Genomic DNA, 19,048 nt, shown 5'->3' with positions numbered 1-19,048 from the left:
AATGACTTTTAGAAGGTATCATATACTTTTTTTATACTTCGCTCTCTTTGCTTGCCTGGCTTGCCAAAGGGAGCGAAAACCCCGTTATGTAATAGGGGTGTCACAGTGCAGTGAAGACCTTTGGCGACAAACGATGAACGAGGAGCTAAAACGTGAAGTAGCCCTCTACCAAGCCAATACTGAGTTGCTCATTCGTAGTGTGAAAGACGATACTCCCAAGCAAATTGCCGATATAGAATGGTTTATAGAACAAAAGGTAGATGTGCTTGTCGTTTCGCCTAATGAGTCGGAAGCGTGTACACCAGTTATTGAAAAGGCTTACCAGCAGGGTATTCCCGTGATTTTGGTAGATAGGAAAATTGCTACTGAGAGTTACACTGCCTATGTGGGAGCTAACAATTACCAAATAGGAAAAGAAGCGGGACACTATGCAATAGGTATTCTCAAAGGCAAAGGCAATATAGCCGAAGTGCGAGGTACCAAAGGCTCAACCTCCGATGCGGAGCGTCATAAAGGCTTTGTAGAAGCCCTTAAGAATGCTCCTGAGGTGCAAATAGTAGCCGATACCTGGGGCAACTTCCTCAAAGCAGATGCCAAAGTGCAAATGCAACAACTTTTTCAGCAACACCCCAATATCGACCTTGTGTTTGCGATGAACGACCCAATGGCAGTGGGTACTCACGAAGCAGCGATGCAATTCAACGGTAAGATACCCTTTATCATAGGGGTAGATGCGCTACAACAAGAAGGAATTAGCAATATAGAGAACAACGTGCAAGACGCGTCGTTTATCTATCCTACGGGAGGTGAAAAGGTTATTGACCTTGCAATGAAAATACTCCATAAACAACCTTTTGAGCGCGAGAATATCCTCAATACCGCTGTGGTGGACAAGAGCAATGTGCGTATTTTACAGTTGCAAACAGAGCAAATTGCTCAAAAACAAGCTAAGATAGAGGATATCAATCAGCAGCTGAGTGAGAGCCTTATTCAGCATACTACTCAGCGTACACTCTTCTATATTTCAATTACTGCTATTGGTTTGATTACTATATTTTTGGCAATAGCTATCAGAGCATATCGCACTAAGAGCCGTGCTAATAATCTGTTAGAAAAACAAAACGAAGAAATCAAACGTCAGGCTACCGAATTGCAACAACAAAAAGAACGCTTGGAGGAAATCTCGGCGCAATTAGAAGAGGCAACCCAAGCCAAATTACTTTTCTTTACCAATATTTCTCACGAGTTTAAAACACCGCTGTCGCTCATCTTAGGACCTGTGCAAACGCTTTTGGCTCACAATTCACTTCCCAAAGAAGAACAAGACTTGTTATTCCTCATCAAAAAGAACAGCAACCGACTTTTGCATCTCATTTCCGAAGTAATTGAGTTCCGAAGTTATGAGAATGGCAAGATGCAAATGTACTTCACTAAGGGCAACCTAAAACGGTTTCTTACTGAACTCAATTCTTTTTTTAGTGACCGTATCAAACAAAAGAAACTCAACTTTCAGTTTCTTGCCGAAGATACTTCTTTTGAAATGGCTTTCGATAAGGAAAAAGTGGAGAAAATCTACTTCAACCTGCTTTCTAATGCACTGAAATTTACACCTCAAGGAGGAAGTATCACCGTGTCGTTAGAAAAAGAAGACCTTCCCCTAACCCCCTCCAAAGGAGGAGTAGCTGTGCTGCGTGTGTTCAACAGCGGTTCATATATTCCGAAAGACAAACAAAGTGAGGTGTTTGAGCACTTCTACAAAATAAACCCCGATAGCGAAGGTTCGGGTATTGGTTTGGCTTTGGTACAAGCCTTAGTCGCCTCACACAACGGTACCATCAGCGTAGAGAGTACAGAAGGGGAGGGGACAACCTTTGTCATTCGTCTGCCTTTCACTCAAGAACAAGTATCGGTAAAAGCGGTATACGACAGCAATTACATAGAAACCCATCTCGACTTATTGCCTTCGTTGCCTGCACCTACCGAGAAACTCAAACTACCTACGGCTTCTCCAACGGCTTCGGAGAAACCTACTGTACTGATTGTGGAAGACAACGAGGATATGCGTCAGTTTATTCGATATATCCTCAGTGATGACTATAACCTTATCGAAGCTGAAAACGGTGAAGAAGGCTTTGAAGTAGCTAAAAAGCACCTCCCCGATGTAGTAATCAGCGATGTGATGATGCCCAAAACTGATGGCTTCGATTTATGTCAGTTGATAAAAACTAACGTGGCTACTAATCATATTCCCGTGATTTTGCTCACTGCTTATGCGTTAGACGAGCAAAAGCAAGTAGGTTTTGAGAGTGGTGCCGATGCTTATATTGCGAAACCTTTCAACATAAAATTACTGAAAACACGAGTGCGCAAGCTCATAGAAAACCGTAAGAAGATACGTGAGAGTTTTAGTAATTTCCTCTTAAACGAAACTAAACAAGAGACTTTAGGTAAGGTAGAACAGCAGTTTATCACCGATTTTACGCATTACGTAGAGAACTCTATCGCCAATCCTGAAATGAATATAGACGAAATAGCCGACGCCTTAGGTTTGTCGCGCTCTAACTTATATCGCAAAATCAAATCCCTCACCGACTATTCGCCTAATGAGCTTATTCGTACCATACGAGTAAAATACGCTAAGCAGTTGCTCAACAGCAAAGCCAAGAGCATCTCGGAAGTCGCTTATGAAGTAGGATTTTCTTCTCCTTCCTACTTTGCGAAATGCTTTAAAGATTTTTACAACGAGAGTCCGACAGAGTACTTGGAACGGATTAGGTAATTAATTGTCAATTGTTTTGTATCTTTCCCCCAATTAAATTAATTATTTGAGGTGTCAAAATAATTTCATATATTTGCACTCTGAAAACTAATATATTATGAATTTATTCAAAGGACAAATCCTCTTAGAGTTTACAGAACGCTTTAAAACTGACTTAGATTGCGAAGAATATTTAGCTTCTTTAAAATGGGAAGACGGATATTGCTGTTGCAAATGTGGCCATAAAAAATATCAAATCCGAAAAGATTTTTCGCGTACTTGTAATATCTGTGGATATTAGGATAGAAAATTATGCAGGTAAAATTAGATAAAATTTCAGAGTGGACGACTACGGGATTCAAGCTAAGCAATGGTGCCTATCAATATGCTCCAATAAATGCAAAAAATCATTTTGCACGAGGAAAAGACGAATTTGTTATCTGGAGCAGTGGCGATGACGGCAATAGCTACGGTATCGTTTGGATAAAGGCGGGGCGATGGTCATTCATTCCGTCTCCCGCACAAAAGAAAAGCTGGAATAAGCCCGTTTTGTTGGATACAGGTTCCGATATTTTAATTATTAGCGGAGAAGACAAAAAAGTCTGGTGGGTGTCGTCTCCCGAGCAGAAACCGTGCGAAGTAGTAAGTGAAAACTTGTGTGCTGCAGAGAATATCACGGAGATTTCCACACTTGGCGAAAACGGGGTTTATCCAATTATTTGCCGTGTAGACGGAGAGGTCTTTGCCGCAAATAGTTTTACCTCTCTACACTATGACAATGAGACACATACGCTGCATTGGGACAAGCAACTAACCCCTGTGTTTACAAATGAAAAAGTCCGAAGCAATTTTATGCTATCCTTAGGACGGGCAGAGGGTATCTATCACAAAATGGATTTTAGTTACTCTTATCCCCAGATAGGTAGCCTTATGATAAAAGATAATTCGATTTATGCCTTCGTGGAAGCAGATACAATAAATCCTTGCAGCTTATCACGATTCAAGTATTATTGGTACCTCGAACTCACCCAAGACGGTATTTACAAGAGGAAAATATGGGGAAAGGAAAAATTGGAAAAGCTTGCACAAAAACAAGGTTTGAGGGGAAAATTCAGCGCCCAAAAAGAATATCTAATCCTATCTCCGATTTTCAAGACAGATGAATGGAAAGGAAACCAAAAACTGTTGAGATTGTCTGACCTGGAGCTTCTCGATATTACATTCCCAAGAGGATATTCCAAATTCAGAATTATGGATATTTGGGATAATTACGTATTTATTAGCGACGAGGCAGACCATATCGCCCTCTGCAAAATGGTGGTATAGATGATTTCAGAAAAGGAGATGGTTATGTATAAAAATATCATTCTTGATAAAATAATGATTTTCTAAACAAAGAGGGATTTAGTTTTATATTGTATCTCATTATCAAACCGTTATATCCGTCAATCTAACCATTTGCTCATTCAATTTTAAACCTATTTTTGTACAATTCTTCATCAAAATAAACATCTGATTGCGCTCCTTTATTAAAGCTAAATCTTTTTTCTACCCTTAAAAAGCTAATAATCCATTTATTTATTGTATCTTTGCACAAAGTTCCTGAATTTTGGTGTTCTTTCTCAAACACAAATTTACTAATTTTCGGGAACTTTTATTTTATTTGAAAAGTTTAAACAACTTCATAAACTTTGCATATTGGAATATGTATAGAATGAGTTTATTGACGTTAATAGAATATCTGTAGTTTATTTATTAAGTTCGATTCTCACATAATTCGTAATTTGTTTATGGTCAACATGACCTAATTTCATAGAAGGTAAGTATTTATAAAAAAACTAAAAAAGAGATTTATGAGCATTAGATTGTATAAGAATATTTTATTGTTCTTATTTTTATGGGTTAATACATCGGCTTGCATTTCTGCTGATACAACAAAAACTGTGGAGAGTAAGACAATAGGAAATGGAGTGATAATCACTGAGGCAAAAGGATGGTTAGAGACTGTTTACGCTAAATGGAAACCTATAGCTGGAGCTGATGGTTATAATGTTTATGTGAAAGGTGGGCAACATGCTGATTATAGCAAGGTTGATGCCGAGTTGATACGCTTATATAATGGCTATGTACGAGTTGATATTCCAGGATTAAAAGCTGGCACTTATTCTCTGAAAATTGTAGCTGTGAAAGGTGGGGAAGAAACCCAATCGGGTGAGGTAACAGGGCTGAAAGTCTTGAATTATCTACGTGAGGGCTTTGCTCATAAGAACTATTCGGGTGTAGGTGCTTATAATGATGATGGTACATTGAAGCCAGGTACGGTTGTTATTTATGTTAATAAAGACAATGCTAAAACAGTCAGTGCTCGTTTAGGTAAGGCTACGTTCACAGGTCTTCAGGCTATTCTTAACGCTTATCAGAAAGGCAATATCACCACACCATTGTCTGTTAGAATCTTAGGTTTACTTAGAAATGGTGATACTGATGCTTTTGGAAGCAGTACAGAAGGTATACAGATTAAGGGAAAACAGGCAGATAGTGAGATGAATATTACCATTGAAGGAATTGGTGAGGATGCCAGTATCTATGGTTTTGGCTTTTTAGTAAGGAATGCTAAGAGTGTTGAATTTCGCAATTTAGGTATCATGCGAGCTATGGACGATGGTGTGTCACTTGACACAAATAATTCTAATATATGGGTTCATCACATGGATTTATTCTACGGAAGGGCGAGCGGTGGAGATCATATTAAGGGAGATGGTTCTATTGATGTGAAGACTGATTCAAAGTTTGTCACAATAGACAACTGTCATTTCTGGGACACAGGAAAGACGAGTATGTGTGGTATGAATAAAGAAACAGGTCCTAACTATATCACTTATCACCACAACTGGTTTGATCATAGTGACTCTCGTCATGCACGTGTTCGTACGATGAGCGTTCATTTATGGAATAACTACTATGATGGTTGTGCAAAATATGGAATTGGTGCAACGATGGGTTGCAGTGTTTTCTCAGAAAACAACTATTTTCGTGCTACAAAGAATCCTATCTTGATATCAAAGCAGGGAAGTGATGAAAAAGGTGCTGGCAAATTCTCTGGTGAGCCTGGAGGTATGGTGAAAGAGTATGGAAGTTTATTTACAGAGAAGGGATCAGAGAATGCTTATACTCCAATTAGCTATGCAGATAATAACAGCAGCTTTGATTTTTATCATGCTATTTCACGTAATGAAAAAGTACCAGCCTCTGTTAAAACGCTTCATGGTGGAAATACCTATAACAACTTTGATACAAATACTGTACTAATGTATTCCTATAACCCAGATGCAACCTCTCTTGTTCCTTCTCAAGTCACGGGATTCTATGGAGCAGGACGTTTGAATCATGGCTCTTTGCAGTTTAAATTTAACAATGCTATCGAAGATACGAATTCTACTCCTATACCAGCATTGGAAGCACTTATTGATGCTTATTCAGGTAAGTAGTTTGGTAAAGGGCTATATGTTTGTAGCTTGAAAAGTATACTTTGATAAGAGGTTGTAAGGCTATGTTTTACGTTTATTTTTTGTCAACCTTGTAGTTTTGGGTGTATATAATAAACATTTTTAAACGTTTTTTTAGGAACTTGGAGACAAACCCTTATAGGAGCATTCCATTTCAAGTTATATCAAGACACTTGTGTCTTATTATCAAATCTTTATATCCGTCAAGCCAACCATTTGCTTGTTCAATTTTAAGCCTATTTTTGTACGACTCTTCATCAAAATAAACTCGTACGGACGGAAATTAGAGAATGAGGTGGGGCTATAAACTCGCACTAACGGGGGAACAACTTTTTTGGGTACAACTTTGGCAAAGGTGCGTGCCACACAGGCAAAAACTTTGAGATGAAAAAGCGATAGGTTGGGACTGTTAGGAGTATTCGGAAGAAAACGGAGATTTTCAGAAGGAGGTTAAGAGAGTTTTTGATGAAAAAAGGGTGTAAGGAGGGGGTTTTTGATAAAAAAAGGCTGTGAGGAGGGTGGAGTCTTAGCTTATAGGGAGCTTATAGGAAGCGGGTGGGGTTAGCTTATAGAGAGCTTATAGGAAGCTTATACGAATCTTGGAAGATTGGTATAGAAAGGGTGTGGGAGGGAGGGTTTTTGATGAAAAAAGGCTATTAGATGGGGGTTTTTGATAAAAAAAGGCTGTGAGGAGGGTGGAGTCTTAGCTTATAGGGAGCTTATAGGAAGCTTATACGAATCTTGGACGATTGGTATAGGAAGGGTGTATAAGTAGTTGATTCTTACTGTAATACAACAGTGAAAAAAATGTTAAAAGCAGGGTTTCGAGACGAAAGAAAAGGGAATAGACACTAGGCCTTAGGCCATAGGCACTAGGGGGAAGTATGACGGAAAATCAAAAGAAACCTCCCCCTATTCACATACTCCGCTCTCGCGGACTTCCGTTTAAAGGGGGAATGTGATGACGGAAAAGGGAAGAGATGACGAGTAGCGAATGACGAATGATGAGGGTAATGTGGTGAAAAACTTCTTTTGGAAAATTGTTATAAAAAAGGTATGAAGCATTGGTTTTAAGTGAGATTTTTTTGTGTATTCGCGATTGATTTTCTACTTTTGCGCCTTATTAAATATATGCTTAAAAACGATGAAACGATTACTTTATATGTTATTGGCGCTATTGTCTTCGACTTCTGTCTATTCACAAATGCTTTTTTCGGAAAACCTTACTATGACGATAGACAGCACCAAAACTCTGCAAGGGAGCCTAATGCCTATCTTGGATTTTAAAACCGAAAAAGAAGATGTCTTCACTTTTAAAAATACGGCTAACCTCAACTTGCTCATCAATTGCAATAGGGTTATTAATGTAATTAACAAATTTGAGTTATCTACTTATGGTAGTCAAGTAATATTAAGTGGTGGCTATGTGCATATGGAGTACCGCTACTTGTTAGACCACGCTTTTGAGGTGTATCCTTATGCTGAGTCGCAATGGGCAGAGAGCAGGGGAATGAACCACAAGATTTCTACCGGCTTACAATCGCGTTATCGGTTGCTGAATACTCAATCCTCGCTGATGTTTGCTGCGGTGGGCTTGTTCTTTGAATACGAAAAATGGGAATATCCTGCTCCCGATAACGTTGAGGCTACTTATGCTTACAGTCGTAGTATCAAAAGTCATTTATCGCTCAGTTATAAACTTCGAATAGGTGAAAAATGGGAGCTTACCACTACTGCCATTCATCAAACTAGACCTGATAGTACTTTTAAGGAAGCGCGCTATGGTGGGGCTATCGACCTTAAATACAATATTACGCCTACCATAGGTATACTTGGTACCTACCGACTTATCTACGACTCTGCCCCTATTGTACCTATAAAAAAGGACTATCATTCGCTTGAAGTAGGGCTTAATATTTCTTTCTAATTTCCCCATTTGCTAATTTTCTCATTTTCTGATTAACATTATGTATACAATTCCTTATATTGAATCCGAGGAATTTTTCTATTTGGATGTATTTTAAAATTGCTTTTAGGATTGTTGGCTCTTGCCTTAATCATCAACAAATCGGGCAAGGGTAATTTGGCACCGAGTTCGGCAATGGATCAGGTGCAAAATTACGTACTTGGGGGTATTATTGGAGGTGTAATTTACAGTCCATCGGTGAGTATCTTTCAGTTTGCTATCGTATTGGCTATTTGGGCATTCCTTATCATAGGGTTACGTGAGTTAAAAACTAAAAACCAAGCTTTTAGGAGGTTTATAGACGGCGCCCCTGTGATTGTTATCAATCGTGGTAAGATAGATATAGCCGCCTGCAAAAAAGCTAAAATTACGGCACACGAACTCGCTTTCAAACTGCGCAAAGAAGGGGTATACTATATCAGAGAGGTAAAAAGAGCGGTACTTGAACAGAATGGAGAACTCATTATCGTGTTGGCAGGAGAAGAAAACCCCAAATATCCTGTCATTACCGATGGGATTATTCAAAAAAGCGTGCTGGAAGATGTAGATAAAAGCGAAGAATGGCTACTTGGAGAGCTACAAAAGACAGGATACAGCAATCCTTCTGAGGTATTTTTAGCAGAATACGAAAATGCTCAGATAAAAGTTATACCCTATATTTAGTAACAATGAGAAAGAAAAGCCCTCAAAAACATTTTGCTATTCGTTGTTATTTTATTATCTTTGCCCAAAATACTTAATTGCTATTACAATGAAGTTAAAACATATTACTCTTTTGGTAGCCTCTACTTTTGTACTAGGGGCTTGTAATCAATCTAAAACAGCTTCTGAGCAAGAAGCGCAAACTCCTCAAAAACCGCTTATCAGCTATGTAGACCCGTTTATTGGTACTGGCGGACACGGACATACCTACCCTGGAGCGACTACGCCTTTCGGTATGATACAAGTGAGCCCAGTGAATGGTCTCAGCAACTGGGATTGGTGCTCAGGTTACCACTATTCCGATAGCCTTATGGTAGGTTTTGGACATTTGAGCCTTAGTGGTACAGGTATAGGCGACCTAAACGACATCTTGCTAATGCCTACTACTAAAGAATATGACCTCAGTGTACTGAAATACGGACGCAAAGAGCAATACCCTGTGAATGCCCAAGAGTTTCGCGATATGGTGCCTTATAAATCGAAGTACAGCCACAAGAACGAAAAAGCAGAACCTGGCTATTACCAAGTGTATTTAGAAGACCCCAAAGTGAATGTAGAGCTCACTGCGGCACAACGTTATGCTGTACATCGTTATACCTTTGAAAAAGGTGCAGAACAATCAGTACTATTGAACTTGGGATTTGCAATCAACTGGGATAGCCCTACCAAAACTTCTTTTAGCAAATCGGATAAGAAGTTAGACGCTAATAATAACGACAATATTATTACAGGTTATCGTTATAGTACTGGCTGGGCTGAAAACCAAAAAGTGTTCTTTGCGATTCAGTTTTCTAAGCCTATAAAAAATATTACCTATCAAAAACACAAAGATGATGTTACTTCAGGGCAAATCTTCTTTGATAATACTGATGAGAAGTTAGAGGTAAAAGTAGCCGTTTCGTCAGTAAGTGAAGAAAATGCTTTAGATAACTTGGAGTTATACAACGCTCCTAATTTTGATAAAACCAAATCATTAGCACAACAACAATGGGAGAAGACCCTCAGCAGTATAGTAGTAGAAACCCCTGTCGATTCACTCAAAACAATTTTCTATACTGCCCTCTATCACGCACAAGTAGCGCCTGTAACTTTCTCTGATAAAAATGGTCAGTTCCGCCTACAAAACGATGAGATCGCAAAAACAGAAGGCACAGCTTATTCTACCCTTTCTCTGTGGGATACTTTCCGCGCCGAGCACCCACTGCTTACCCTTTTGCAACCCAAAGTAACTGCTGATATTATCAACTCTATGTTAGCCTACTATCAAGTGCACAAAGTGCTACCCGTTTGGACACTTTATGGCAATGAAACCAATACAATGACGGGCTATCACTCGGTAGCAGTGATTGCCGAAGCCTACCTTAAAGGCGTACGTGGTTTTGATGCTGAAAAGGCTTATGAGGCAATGAAAACTACAATGATGCAAGACGCACGGGGACTCAAAGCGTACAAAAAATATGGTTACATACCTTATAACGCAGGGGTAGACGAGTCGGTTACCATTACCCTTGAATACGCTTACGACGACTGGTGTGTAGCGCAAATGGCTAAAGCCTTAGGTAAAACCGAAGATGCCGACTTCTTTACCAAACGCTCTGAAGCCTACACTTATTTATTTGATAAAGAAACGGGCTTTATGCGCGGTAAAAGTACCGACGGTAAATGGCGCACACCTTTTGACCCTAAACGCTCCGACCACCGCGAAAACACCGACTATACCGAAGGTAATGCTTGGCAACACAGTTGGTTTGTGCCTCACAACGTACAAGGACTTATCAGCTTATTTGGAGGCAATGAACCTTTTGTAACACACTTAGAAAAACTCTTTACCGAAAGTTCTGAAATCACCGGTGATAACACCTCTCCTGATATTTCAGGACTCATAGGTCAGTATGCACACGGCAATGAACCTAGCCACCATATTGCCTATATGTTCAACGTAGCAGGACAACCTAAGAAAACTCAATATTGGGTAGATCGCATCTTGCAAACTCAGTATAACACTACCCCTAACGGACTCAGTGGTAATGAGGATTGCGGACAGATGTCGGCTTGGTACATTTGGAGTGCTATGGGCTTATATCCTATGAACCCAGCTTCTACCGAGTATGAATTCGGTCGTCCACTTTTTGATAAAGTAACCATACACTTGCCTAACGGAAAGACTTTTACAATCATTGCTAAAAATGTGTCTAAAGACAATAAATATATCCAATCCGTAAAACTCAACGGCAAAGAATATACCCAATGGCATATTTCTCACCAAGACCTTCTAAAAGGCGGTGAATTAGTTTTTGAAATGACAAACAAATGAAAAGAAATATCTTAATCACAGGAGGAGCTGGCTTTATTGGCTCTCACGTCGTGAGGCTATTTGTAAACAAATACCCCGACTATCACATTTTTAACTTAGATAAGCTCACTTATGCTGGTAACTTAGAGAATGTTGCTGATGTAGCCAATGCCCCTAACTATACCTTTATACAAGCGGATATTTGCGACTACGAGCGTATGAAAGCCCTCTTCGCTGAACATCGCATTGATGGGATTATTCACCTCGCTGCCGAAAGTCACGTGGATAGAAGTATTGAAGACCCTTTTATCTTCGCGAAAACGAACGTGATGGGTACTTTGAGCCTTTTGCAAGCAGCGCGTGAAGTGTGGAAAGATAATATGCAAGGCAAACGCTTTTATCACGTCTCTACCGACGAGGTATATGGAGCCTTAGAAATAGGCGAAGCACTCTTTACAGAGCAAACGCCTTACGACCCTCAATCACCGTATTCGGCTTCCAAAGCTTCATCTGACCATTTTGTAAGAGCTTATCACAACACTTACAAACTGCCTGTGGTGATTTCAAACTGTTCCAACAATTACGGTTCTCACCAGTACCCTGAAAAGTTAATACCGGTGTGTATCTATAATATTGTAGATAATAAGCCGCTACCTATCTATGGCAAAGGGGAAAATATTCGCGATTGGCTTTTTGTGGAAGACCACGCTCGTGCTATCGATACTATTTTCCACCAAGGGAAAGATGGTGATACCTACAACATTGGGGGCTTTAACGAATGGCGTAATATCGATTTGGTGAAGGTTATCATCAAAGAAGTAGATAAGCAGTTAGGTCGCCCTGAAGGTACTTCCGAAAAACTCATTACTTTCGTAACCGACCGTGCTGGTCACGACCTCCGTTACGCTATTGATGCTACTAAATTGAAAAATGAACTCGGTTGGGAACCTTCTTTGCAGTTTGAAGAAGGTATACAGAAAACCGTAAAATGGTACCTAGCGAATAGGTAAAAGGTAAAAGATAAAAGGTAAAACAGAGGCAACTATATAGTAACCTCTGTTTTTTCTATTCTATAATTTGTTAATTATCTCATCTTCTACATACCACTTGGTTGGTGTATTTTAGGTTTACGATGTTATATTCATTCAGTTTATCAGTCTTCTCCAATTGCTTGTAAAAGGCTTTGAGGTTTGCTTTCTTCAGCGCTTCGTCTTCAAACTTGCCGAAAACGACCTTAAAGTGAGGTACACGCATTAAAAACTCGTATTCTCCGTTAGGCTTTACCAATACTTCGGTGATGTTCTCAGCCAGCCATTGGTCGTTTTGGATAAACTGCATCAATGCATAGGAGGCTTGCCAATAGCGCTCGGTATTACCTCTGAGGATAGGCACGCGTGCTGAGTAAGAACTTGAAAGAGGCATCTTCTTTCCTTGTGTATCCATATAATACACTCCATTGCCGTCGTATACACGTGCGATAGGCTCTCGCTGTTTGATTTTAGCATTCAGAGTGCCGTCGATAGTGCAAAATACTTCCGATTTCTCAATCATCACATTGTTGTCTAAGAGCTTTTCGATTTCGCTTAAACGAAGGAGTCCCATAGGGTGCTTTGCTTGTGGGTCTTTGAAGATAGTGCGCCGTATGGCATCATCGGTAACGTACATATTCTCGTCCTGATGGTCTACCACCACCTCTTTTACGGTACGTGTTTTATTACGCCCTGAAGCAAACAACTGTATACAAAAGGGCAAAAAAACGATGACGAATATTTTTATGATTTTTTTTATGTACATTTTTCTTTATTTGATATCGTAACCAAACCTGCGCAATTGTCGCACATTGCTACGCCAATCTTTGTTTACTTTTACGAAAAGTTCTAAGTGTATTTGTTTGCCGAAAAACTTCTCTAAATCAGCACGAGCTTCAATGCCTACTCGCTTTAAGGCTTCTCCTTTATGACCTATGATAATCCCCTTTTGGCTCTCGCGTTCTACCATTATCACTGAGCGAATGTGAATAATCGCCTCGCTATCGGCAAAACTTTCGGTCTCTACTTCTACCGAATAGGGAATTTCCTTCTTGTAGTGCAATAGTATCTTTTCGCGTATAATCTCGTTTACAAAGAAACGCTCCGGTTTATCGGTGAGTTGGTCTTTTGGGAAAAATGCAGGTGACTCTGGCAAGAGTTCTATAATGCGGTTGAACACCACTTCGGTTTGAAAGTTGCGCAAAGCCGAAATAGGATATATCTCGGTGCGAGGCACTTTTTCTTTCCAGTAGGCGACTTGTTCCTCTAATACACTTTGGTCGGAAGTATCCACTTTGTTAATCAGCAACAATACAGGCACGTCCAACTGGTTGATGCGCTTAAAGAAAGCCTCGTCTTTCAGCTCTTTTTCGCCTATTTCTACCATATAAATGAGAATGTCGGCGTCTTCGAAAGCACTCTTTACAAAGTCCATCATCGAGGCTTGTAAGGCGTACGATGGCTTGATAATACCGGGGGTATCCGAAAAAACTATCTGAAAATCATCACTACTTACGATACCAAAAATACGGTGTCGCGTGGTTTGTGCCTTGGAGGGGATAATAGAGAGTTTTTCGCCTACAAAGGCGTTCATAAGGGTAGATTTCCCTACGTTGGGGTTCCCGATGATATTTACAAATCCAGCTTTGTGCACTTGTTAATTGTTATTTGTTAATTGATTCAGCCATTCCTTTGCCCCAATGAGGATGATTAGGCGTTTTTGGAGTAAAATGTTCGAACTTCTCTAAGGCTTTTTGGAGCATTGGTTTAGCTTTTGCTACGCCCCCACCAAATATTTTGGGTGTAAAGTAAATGCCAATAGCACGAATGAGATAGGGTCTTGGGTTTTTGGGGTTTTCTTTAATAGATTTCTCGGAATACTCACGACTCAGCTTACCGTATTTAGCTCCTCGAAACATTGGGTTTACCTTCACTTTGGCACTATACAGATAGGCATATAAGGCGTTGATTTCCGATGCATCGGCATCGGGTTGTTTTTCAGCTATCTTTATGTACTTTTCTGCCAGATTGCAATAACTGTCAATAGACCCTCCCGATGATTGGTCGGCAAGGCGGATATTTGTGTAAGCTACGTAGTAATTAACTAACCAATTAGTAGGCGCAACAGTGGTAAGGTGTTCAAAGTCGTTTGCCAAAGTTTGCAGTTCTTTAAGATTATAGCTTTTGTCTAAGAGTTTTACTTTTTCCGTAAGCATTGTCTCCACATCTTGAGCAGAAACTACAGAACAAACTAATAGTAGAAAAAAAGTAATATATCTATTCATTCGTAACTTGTCATTTGTTATTATCTTCTTCCTTTTGGTTTTTTAGCAGGAGCTGAAGGGGTAGGAGAGGAGTTAGTTTTTTGGGTATCTGTCTCTTCTTTCTTTTTCTCTTTTTTATAAAGAGGAATGAGATAGCTGAGAGTATAGTTGAAATTCACACCAAAACGACTCCCTTCATATACCCGACCAAAGGCAGGAATATAGTAGTTAGGGAAACCACTACTGCCCGTTTGAGCCACCAAAAGACCTACGCGCACACTTGCTCCTGCGTAAAGGTTGTGTAAGAGTTCCGCTTTAATGCCCAATACGAGTTCCAACCAATGGGCTGTACGTCCGTCGTATTTCTTTAAGAAAGAAGGGTCGGAGCCTGTGATAGTTTCGTTCCAATATTGGTTATCTTTATGGATAATATACGAGGTAAGGTCTTGAGAGAAAAGCGAAATGCCATAGCGAGCCCCCACGTAAATCATATTCTCCATACCATACCAATTGCCATAGGTGTTATAATCGAAACCAGCACGTAAAAATTGACCTTCGGTAGAGTAAGTAAAGAAATCTTCGTTTTTAGTTCTTTTTTCCATACCGAGTTCAGCAGCGAAGTAGTAGTTGGTTGTTAGGCGGTAATCGCCTACCAATTCGAGTCCGTAGTAATCCTTATCAAAGAAAGGGCGTACCAGTTTGCTCAGGTCGGCACCTACGCGCAAGCCATACCGCTGTTTGTACACAGGGGCTTCTTGTTTTTCGGGTAGGGCGATAGTAGTTTGTGAGGTCGTGCGGGTAGCCGTTTGAGCCATTGCACCTAAGCCCCACCAAATACTAATGATACAAATGTATATGAGCTCTTTTTTCATTATCTACGGTAGTGTTCTTGATGTTAAGACCTTTTAGCCAAGAGGTATTTGTATCTTGAATGGTAGCTGAAAGGCTGTTGTAAGTAATTTTCACTCCACAAGCCTTGCTTACGAACGACTGTTCGGGAGTATAAGTGAGCGTGAGGGTTGCGGTGCTAGTGGTAGTACCTGAAACTACGGTTTGGAACAAGTAGGTAGTAGGGGACTCCAAGCGCAAAGGTAGTGCAAGTGAATCTAAAGTTGCACTGCTTACCAGAGGCGTAGTATTTCCTTCGCCATAAACTGTAAGGTTAGTTACGCTAAAAGGCGTACGGGTGTTATTTTGGTTGTAGAAACGTACCACCAAGCGAGGTGTATTCACGCTGTGGTCGCAAAGGTCGTCGGACTCACAACTTATCAACATTGAAAGCGAGAGTATTAAAAATGATATAAAGATAGTTCTTTTCATTATCAAAAATAAAGTTGGTGCAAAGATACGAAATAATTACAAATGACAAAAAAAACTTCACAGAGCAACTTAGCATTGATACTTATAAAGTGGCAATCGTTGTAATGGTAGTAGGGATACCTATTCTTTGGTTAGTGAATTTGTTTAAGAAATAAAATATGTATTGCAAAAGAATCGTAAATTACCAAGGAGAGAAATCTTTTTTGCAAACGATTTTCAAACAAGTAGCTAAAAAATGTTTAATTTGTTGTAATTTGTTCAATTGCTGAGGTGGTTGTCTCATTCATTTTTCATACAAAAAACAAAGAGCCCGAAACGGAACGCTTCGGGCTCTTCGATATATTATACTATTCTTCTAATCAAGCAGATATGATACGATCATCACCTTCTAAAAAGGTAGAACTGATACGATATGTAATTTGACATAGGTCATCTTTCTTCGTGTATATCTTTATTTAGTTAAACAAATATTCTTGAAGTCGGGGGCAAAAAGTGTGACTATTTTTTGAATATGCAAAAAATAGGCTATTATTTTACCTAAATAAATTCATCGGCTTCTTTATTGGCGACCAAACGGAAGCCTTCGCCGTGAATGTTTAGGATTTCCACTTTGTCGTCCTTTTTCAAGAGTTTACGCAGTTTTGCGATATATACGTCCATACTGCGAGAGGTGAAATAGTTGTCGTCTTTCCATATTTTGGAAAGGGCTAACTCACGTGACATAAAATCATCGGTGTGTAAGGCGAGCAAACGCAAAAGTTCATTTTCCTTAGGGGAGAGTTTTACAGGTTCTTCGTCCTTATATTTGAGAATACGCAATTTGGTATTGAGGAAGAATCTTCCTATTTCGAATTCAAACTTATTGTCGTCTACCATTGTTTCGATGCTTTTACGTTGCAAAATTGAACGTATTTTCATCAATAGGATTTCGGAGTCGAAGGGTTTGTTTAGGTAGTCATCAGCTCCTGAGCGATATCCTTTTATCACATCTTCGCGCATTGTACGAGCTGTAAGGAAGATAATAGGTATTTTCTCATCTTTCTCACGAATTTCTTTGGCTAAAGTAAAACCGTCTTTATAAGGCATCATCACGTCTAATATACACATATCGTATGTTTCTTTCTTAAACTTTTCGAAGCCTTCCATACCGTTTTTAGCTAAGGTAACGTCGAAGCCACTCATTACCAAATAGTCTTTTAGTACAGTGCCGAAGTTGGGGTCATCTTCTACTAAGAGAATGTGTTTATTGTCCGTAGAAGCATTTGAACTGTAATAGTTTCCGTCTGTATTCATTTTTTTATTGTTTTAGGCAATTATGAATTAAATTGTTAAGTTCTTAAATTATATTACTGGCAATTTGATAAAGAAGGTACTCCCTTTTCCTTTGTCGCTTTCTACATTGATGCTTCCTTGATGGTATTCTACGATACTTTTCACGTAAGCAAGCCCTAACCCGTGTCCTTTTACGTTGTGTAAATCGCCAGTATGTTCTCTATAAAACTTGGTAAATACGTGTTTCATAGCCTGTCTGCTCATTCCTTGTCCTCTGTCTTTTACACGTATTAGTATTTTATTCTTTATATTTTCAGTATAAATGTCTATTTCGGGGGCATTAGGTGAGTATTTGATAGCATTTTCAATCACATTTACAAATACATTAGTAAGGTGTGATTTGTTTGCTGATACATCGCCGTTTTCTGCTAAAAAGTGAGTGCGCAATACGCCTCCACGTTCGTCGAGCATTACTTGTAGGTGCCCTATCGCATTGCTTATAAGTTCGTGCACGTCCAAGGGTTCTCTCTCTAAATGCAAGTTTCCTTTTTCGAGACGTGATATTTGCAAAATGTTTTCTACCTGAGCCAGCATTCGCTTGTTTTCCTGTTTGAGTATTTTTACATATCCTTTTATTTTCTCAGGGTCGTGCAGGGCAACAGGTGTTTTGAGACTGTCGAGCACTAAGTTCATAGTGGCAATAGGTGTTTTGAACTCGTGCGTCATATTATTGATGAAATCAGTTTTGATTTCGGAAATGCGACGTTGAGTGATGAGCTGGTGGAAGGTAACCACAAACACACCTATAACTATTAGTAAAAATACTACTGATAGGGTTGCTACCCCTATTACTGATGATAGTACATAGCGTTCGCGCTGAGGGAATACTACTGCTAATTCATATACTGAATCATCGGAGCTATTGCCTCCAAAAAGCAAGGTGCGATATTCCTTAGTTTCATTAGGGTCAAAGTACTTAGAGTGTATCTTCGATAAGATATTGCGGTTATACACGGCAAACTCGAAAGGTAAATTCAAGCCTCTTTTTTTGAGTTTTTGCTCTAAGAGTGTGTTTATTTGGCTTACGGACACTCGTTCGCTAAGGGTTTGTTGCCTTATGATACTCTTAAAAGATTCTTCTATCATTAAGCGCTCAATCTCGGGTAATTCACTTAGCTTTTCGTAGGCTTTTATGATAGGCAACTGTTTGTTATCTATATTATTACCTCTGTTGATGTGCTGAAAACTTTCTCTGTTTGTATAGTTCTTTAAGGTAAAAGAATCGGAGAGTTTCAAATCATCGATGAGTACAGGGTTGCGCAGATTGGTAGCTAAAGCGTAATCTTCCTCTAAAATACCGTGTTTATAAATAAAGGTCTCTTTGCTTAGTTTGTTTTCTTGCACATAGATAAACTCTCGCAGATGACTGTCTTTGAGCTTTAAGGTGCTATCATTCTCACGCAAATAGATAATTTGAGCTACGTATTTATCGATTTCATCTTGTTCTATTTGTTTAGCTACATAGTTGAGTGTCTGCTGAATAGAATAGGTGAAAGCCTCTTCTTTATCGTCGATGGCTGATTTAATCCAATACCCTTGTATGGCAATAATCCCTACAAGGGAAAGGCTTATGAGCACTACTGCGAGTATGTATAATCGCTTATTCATCGGGCAAAGTTAAAACAAATATTTCATATAAAAAACAAATTCTCTTAAAAATTTAACAAAAGATTAAGGAGTACCCTTTTTAAGAGGGCTAAAATACTGTGGTTTTTCTTTTATAAACCCTTGTTTTTACTAAGGAAGAGAAGCGACAATGTTAAATATAATACCAAAAATGCCAATAATGCCAAAAATACCGATGAGAAAATTAGAAAATGAGAAAATTAGGAAATTAGCAAATGAGTAGTGATAAAAAAGGTTTTTTGACGGGTCTGAC

General features: G+C 39.3%; 13 protein-coding genes and 2 pseudogenes. 8 read left to right on the top strand and 7 right to left on the bottom strand.

The features are described 5' to 3' along the window. Position 1 precedes the first annotated feature (1 nt). The 8 genes and pseudogenes from HMPREF9078_RS00760 (at position 2) to rfbB (ending at position 12,235) form a co-directional block, all read left to right on the top strand. Positions 2 to 2,779 (top strand): ABC transporter substrate binding protein, encoded by a 2,778-nt coding sequence (locus tag HMPREF9078_RS00760; protein WP_034542411.1) that lies wholly within the window; start codon positions 2 to 4, stop codon positions 2,777 to 2,779. Positions 2,780 to 2,876: 97 nt separating this feature from the next. Next, a pseudogene (locus HMPREF9078_RS00755) lies at positions 2,877 to 3,050 on the top strand (IS1595 family transposase); the annotation flags it as partial. 20 nt (positions 3,051 to 3,070) lie between these two features. Then, a complete protein-coding gene (locus tag HMPREF9078_RS00750; protein ID WP_009418800.1) occupies positions 3,071 to 4,084 on the top strand; it encodes a hypothetical protein in 1,014 nt (337 codons plus the stop codon). Positions 4,085 to 4,611: 527 nt separating this feature from the next. Beyond that, a complete protein-coding gene (locus HMPREF9078_RS00745) occupies positions 4,612 to 6,246 on the top strand; it encodes a polysaccharide lyase family 1 protein (RefSeq protein WP_009418799.1) in 1,635 nt (544 codons plus the stop codon). Between the two features lie 1,162 nt (positions 6,247 to 7,408). Further along, on the top strand, positions 7,409 to 8,191 hold the full coding sequence (locus tag HMPREF9078_RS00740; protein WP_034542408.1) for a DUF481 domain-containing protein: 783 nt from the start codon (positions 7,409 to 7,411) through the stop codon (positions 8,189 to 8,191). A gap of 40 nt (positions 8,192 to 8,231) precedes the next feature. Next, positions 8,232 to 8,893: pseudogene (locus HMPREF9078_RS00735) on the top strand (DUF421 domain-containing protein). Between the two features lie 88 nt (positions 8,894 to 8,981). Further along, on the top strand, positions 8,982 to 11,246 hold the full coding sequence (locus HMPREF9078_RS00730) for a GH92 family glycosyl hydrolase (protein WP_009418795.1): 2,265 nt from the start codon (positions 8,982 to 8,984) through the stop codon (positions 11,244 to 11,246). Beyond that, positions 11,243 to 12,235 (top strand): dTDP-glucose 4,6-dehydratase, encoded by a 993-nt coding sequence (rfbB, locus tag HMPREF9078_RS00725; RefSeq protein WP_009418794.1) that lies wholly within the window; start codon positions 11,243 to 11,245, stop codon positions 12,233 to 12,235. The genes HMPREF9078_RS00730 and rfbB overlap by 4 nt, the downstream gene beginning before the upstream one ends. A 79-nt stretch (positions 12,236 to 12,314) precedes the next feature. Here rfbB and HMPREF9078_RS00720 read toward each other — a convergent pair whose 3' ends face one another. From HMPREF9078_RS00720 to HMPREF9078_RS00690, 7 genes are all read right to left on the bottom strand, one after another. Beyond that, a complete protein-coding gene (locus HMPREF9078_RS00720) occupies positions 12,315 to 13,019 on the bottom strand; it encodes a cell division protein FtsQ/DivIB (protein ID WP_002673131.1) in 705 nt (234 codons plus the stop codon). A 6-nt stretch (positions 13,020 to 13,025) separates the two neighbouring features. Then, on the bottom strand, positions 13,026 to 13,907 hold the full coding sequence (era, locus tag HMPREF9078_RS00715; RefSeq protein ID WP_009418793.1) for a GTPase Era: 882 nt from the start codon (positions 13,905 to 13,907) through the stop codon (positions 13,026 to 13,028). 10 nt (positions 13,908 to 13,917) lie between these two features. Further along, positions 13,918 to 14,538 carry a hypothetical protein gene (locus HMPREF9078_RS00710; protein ID WP_009418792.1) on the bottom strand — a complete coding sequence of 207 codons (621 nt, stop codon included), beginning with the start codon at positions 14,536 to 14,538 and terminating at the stop codon, positions 13,918 to 13,920. A gap of 20 nt (positions 14,539 to 14,558) precedes the next feature. Next, complete coding sequence (locus HMPREF9078_RS00705) at positions 14,559 to 15,389, bottom strand: DUF6048 family protein (protein WP_009418791.1); 831 nt, start codon at positions 15,387 to 15,389, stop codon at positions 14,559 to 14,561. Continuing rightward, positions 15,355 to 15,792 (bottom strand): DUF6452 family protein, encoded by a 438-nt coding sequence (locus HMPREF9078_RS00700; RefSeq protein ID WP_034542462.1) that lies wholly within the window; start codon positions 15,790 to 15,792, stop codon positions 15,355 to 15,357. The genes HMPREF9078_RS00705 and HMPREF9078_RS00700 overlap by 35 nt, the downstream gene beginning before the upstream one ends. 582 nt (positions 15,793 to 16,374) lie before the next feature. Continuing rightward, positions 16,375 to 17,130 (bottom strand): response regulator transcription factor, encoded by a 756-nt coding sequence (locus HMPREF9078_RS00695; protein ID WP_009410639.1) that lies wholly within the window; start codon positions 17,128 to 17,130, stop codon positions 16,375 to 16,377. A 48-nt stretch (positions 17,131 to 17,178) separates the two neighbouring features. Further along, positions 17,179 to 18,777, bottom strand: coding sequence for a sensor histidine kinase KdpD (locus HMPREF9078_RS00690; protein WP_009418788.1), 1,599 nt, complete (start codon positions 18,775 to 18,777; stop codon positions 17,179 to 17,181). Positions 18,778 to 19,048 lie beyond the last annotated feature (271 nt).

The sequence above is a fragment of the Capnocytophaga sp. oral taxon 380 str. F0488 genome, assembly GCF_000318255.2.
GTDB classification, from domain to species: Bacteria; Bacteroidota; Bacteroidia; order Flavobacteriales; family Flavobacteriaceae; genus Capnocytophaga; species Capnocytophaga ochracea.
This window is presented reverse-complemented; position numbering and strand designations above follow the sequence as displayed.

Bases quoted from the DNA above. Each gene is read 5' to 3' on its own strand.
- HMPREF9078_RS00760 (WP_034542411.1), top strand. From the start codon at position 2: ATGACTTTTAGAAGGTATCATATACTTTTTTTATACTTCGCTCTCTTT.
- HMPREF9078_RS00695 (WP_009410639.1), bottom strand. From the start codon at position 17,130: ATGAATACAGACGGAAACTATTACAGTTCAAATGCTTCTACGGACAAT.
- HMPREF9078_RS00745 (WP_009418799.1), top strand. From the start codon at position 4,612: ATGAGCATTAGATTGTATAAGAATATTTTATTGTTCTTATTTTTATGG.
- HMPREF9078_RS00705 (WP_009418791.1), bottom strand. From the start codon at position 15,389: ATGAAAAAAGAGCTCATATACATTTGTATCATTAGTATTTGGTGGGGC.
- HMPREF9078_RS00750 (WP_009418800.1), top strand. From the start codon at position 3,071: ATGCAGGTAAAATTAGATAAAATTTCAGAGTGGACGACTACGGGATTC.
- HMPREF9078_RS00710 (WP_009418792.1), bottom strand. From the start codon at position 14,538: ATGAATAGATATATTACTTTTTTTCTACTATTAGTTTGTTCTGTAGTT.
- HMPREF9078_RS00700 (WP_034542462.1), bottom strand. From the start codon at position 15,792: ATGTTGATAAGTTGTGAGTCCGACGACCTTTGCGACCACAGCGTGAAT.
- HMPREF9078_RS00690 (WP_009418788.1), bottom strand. From the start codon at position 18,777: ATGAATAAGCGATTATACATACTCGCAGTAGTGCTCATAAGCCTTTCC.
- HMPREF9078_RS00720 (WP_002673131.1), bottom strand. From the start codon at position 13,019: ATGTACATAAAAAAAATCATAAAAATATTCGTCATCGTTTTTTTGCCC.
- HMPREF9078_RS00740 (WP_034542408.1), top strand. From the start codon at position 7,409: ATGAAACGATTACTTTATATGTTATTGGCGCTATTGTCTTCGACTTCT.
- HMPREF9078_RS00730 (WP_009418795.1), top strand. From the start codon at position 8,982: ATGAAGTTAAAACATATTACTCTTTTGGTAGCCTCTACTTTTGTACTA.
- rfbB (WP_009418794.1), top strand. From the start codon at position 11,243: ATGAAAAGAAATATCTTAATCACAGGAGGAGCTGGCTTTATTGGCTCT.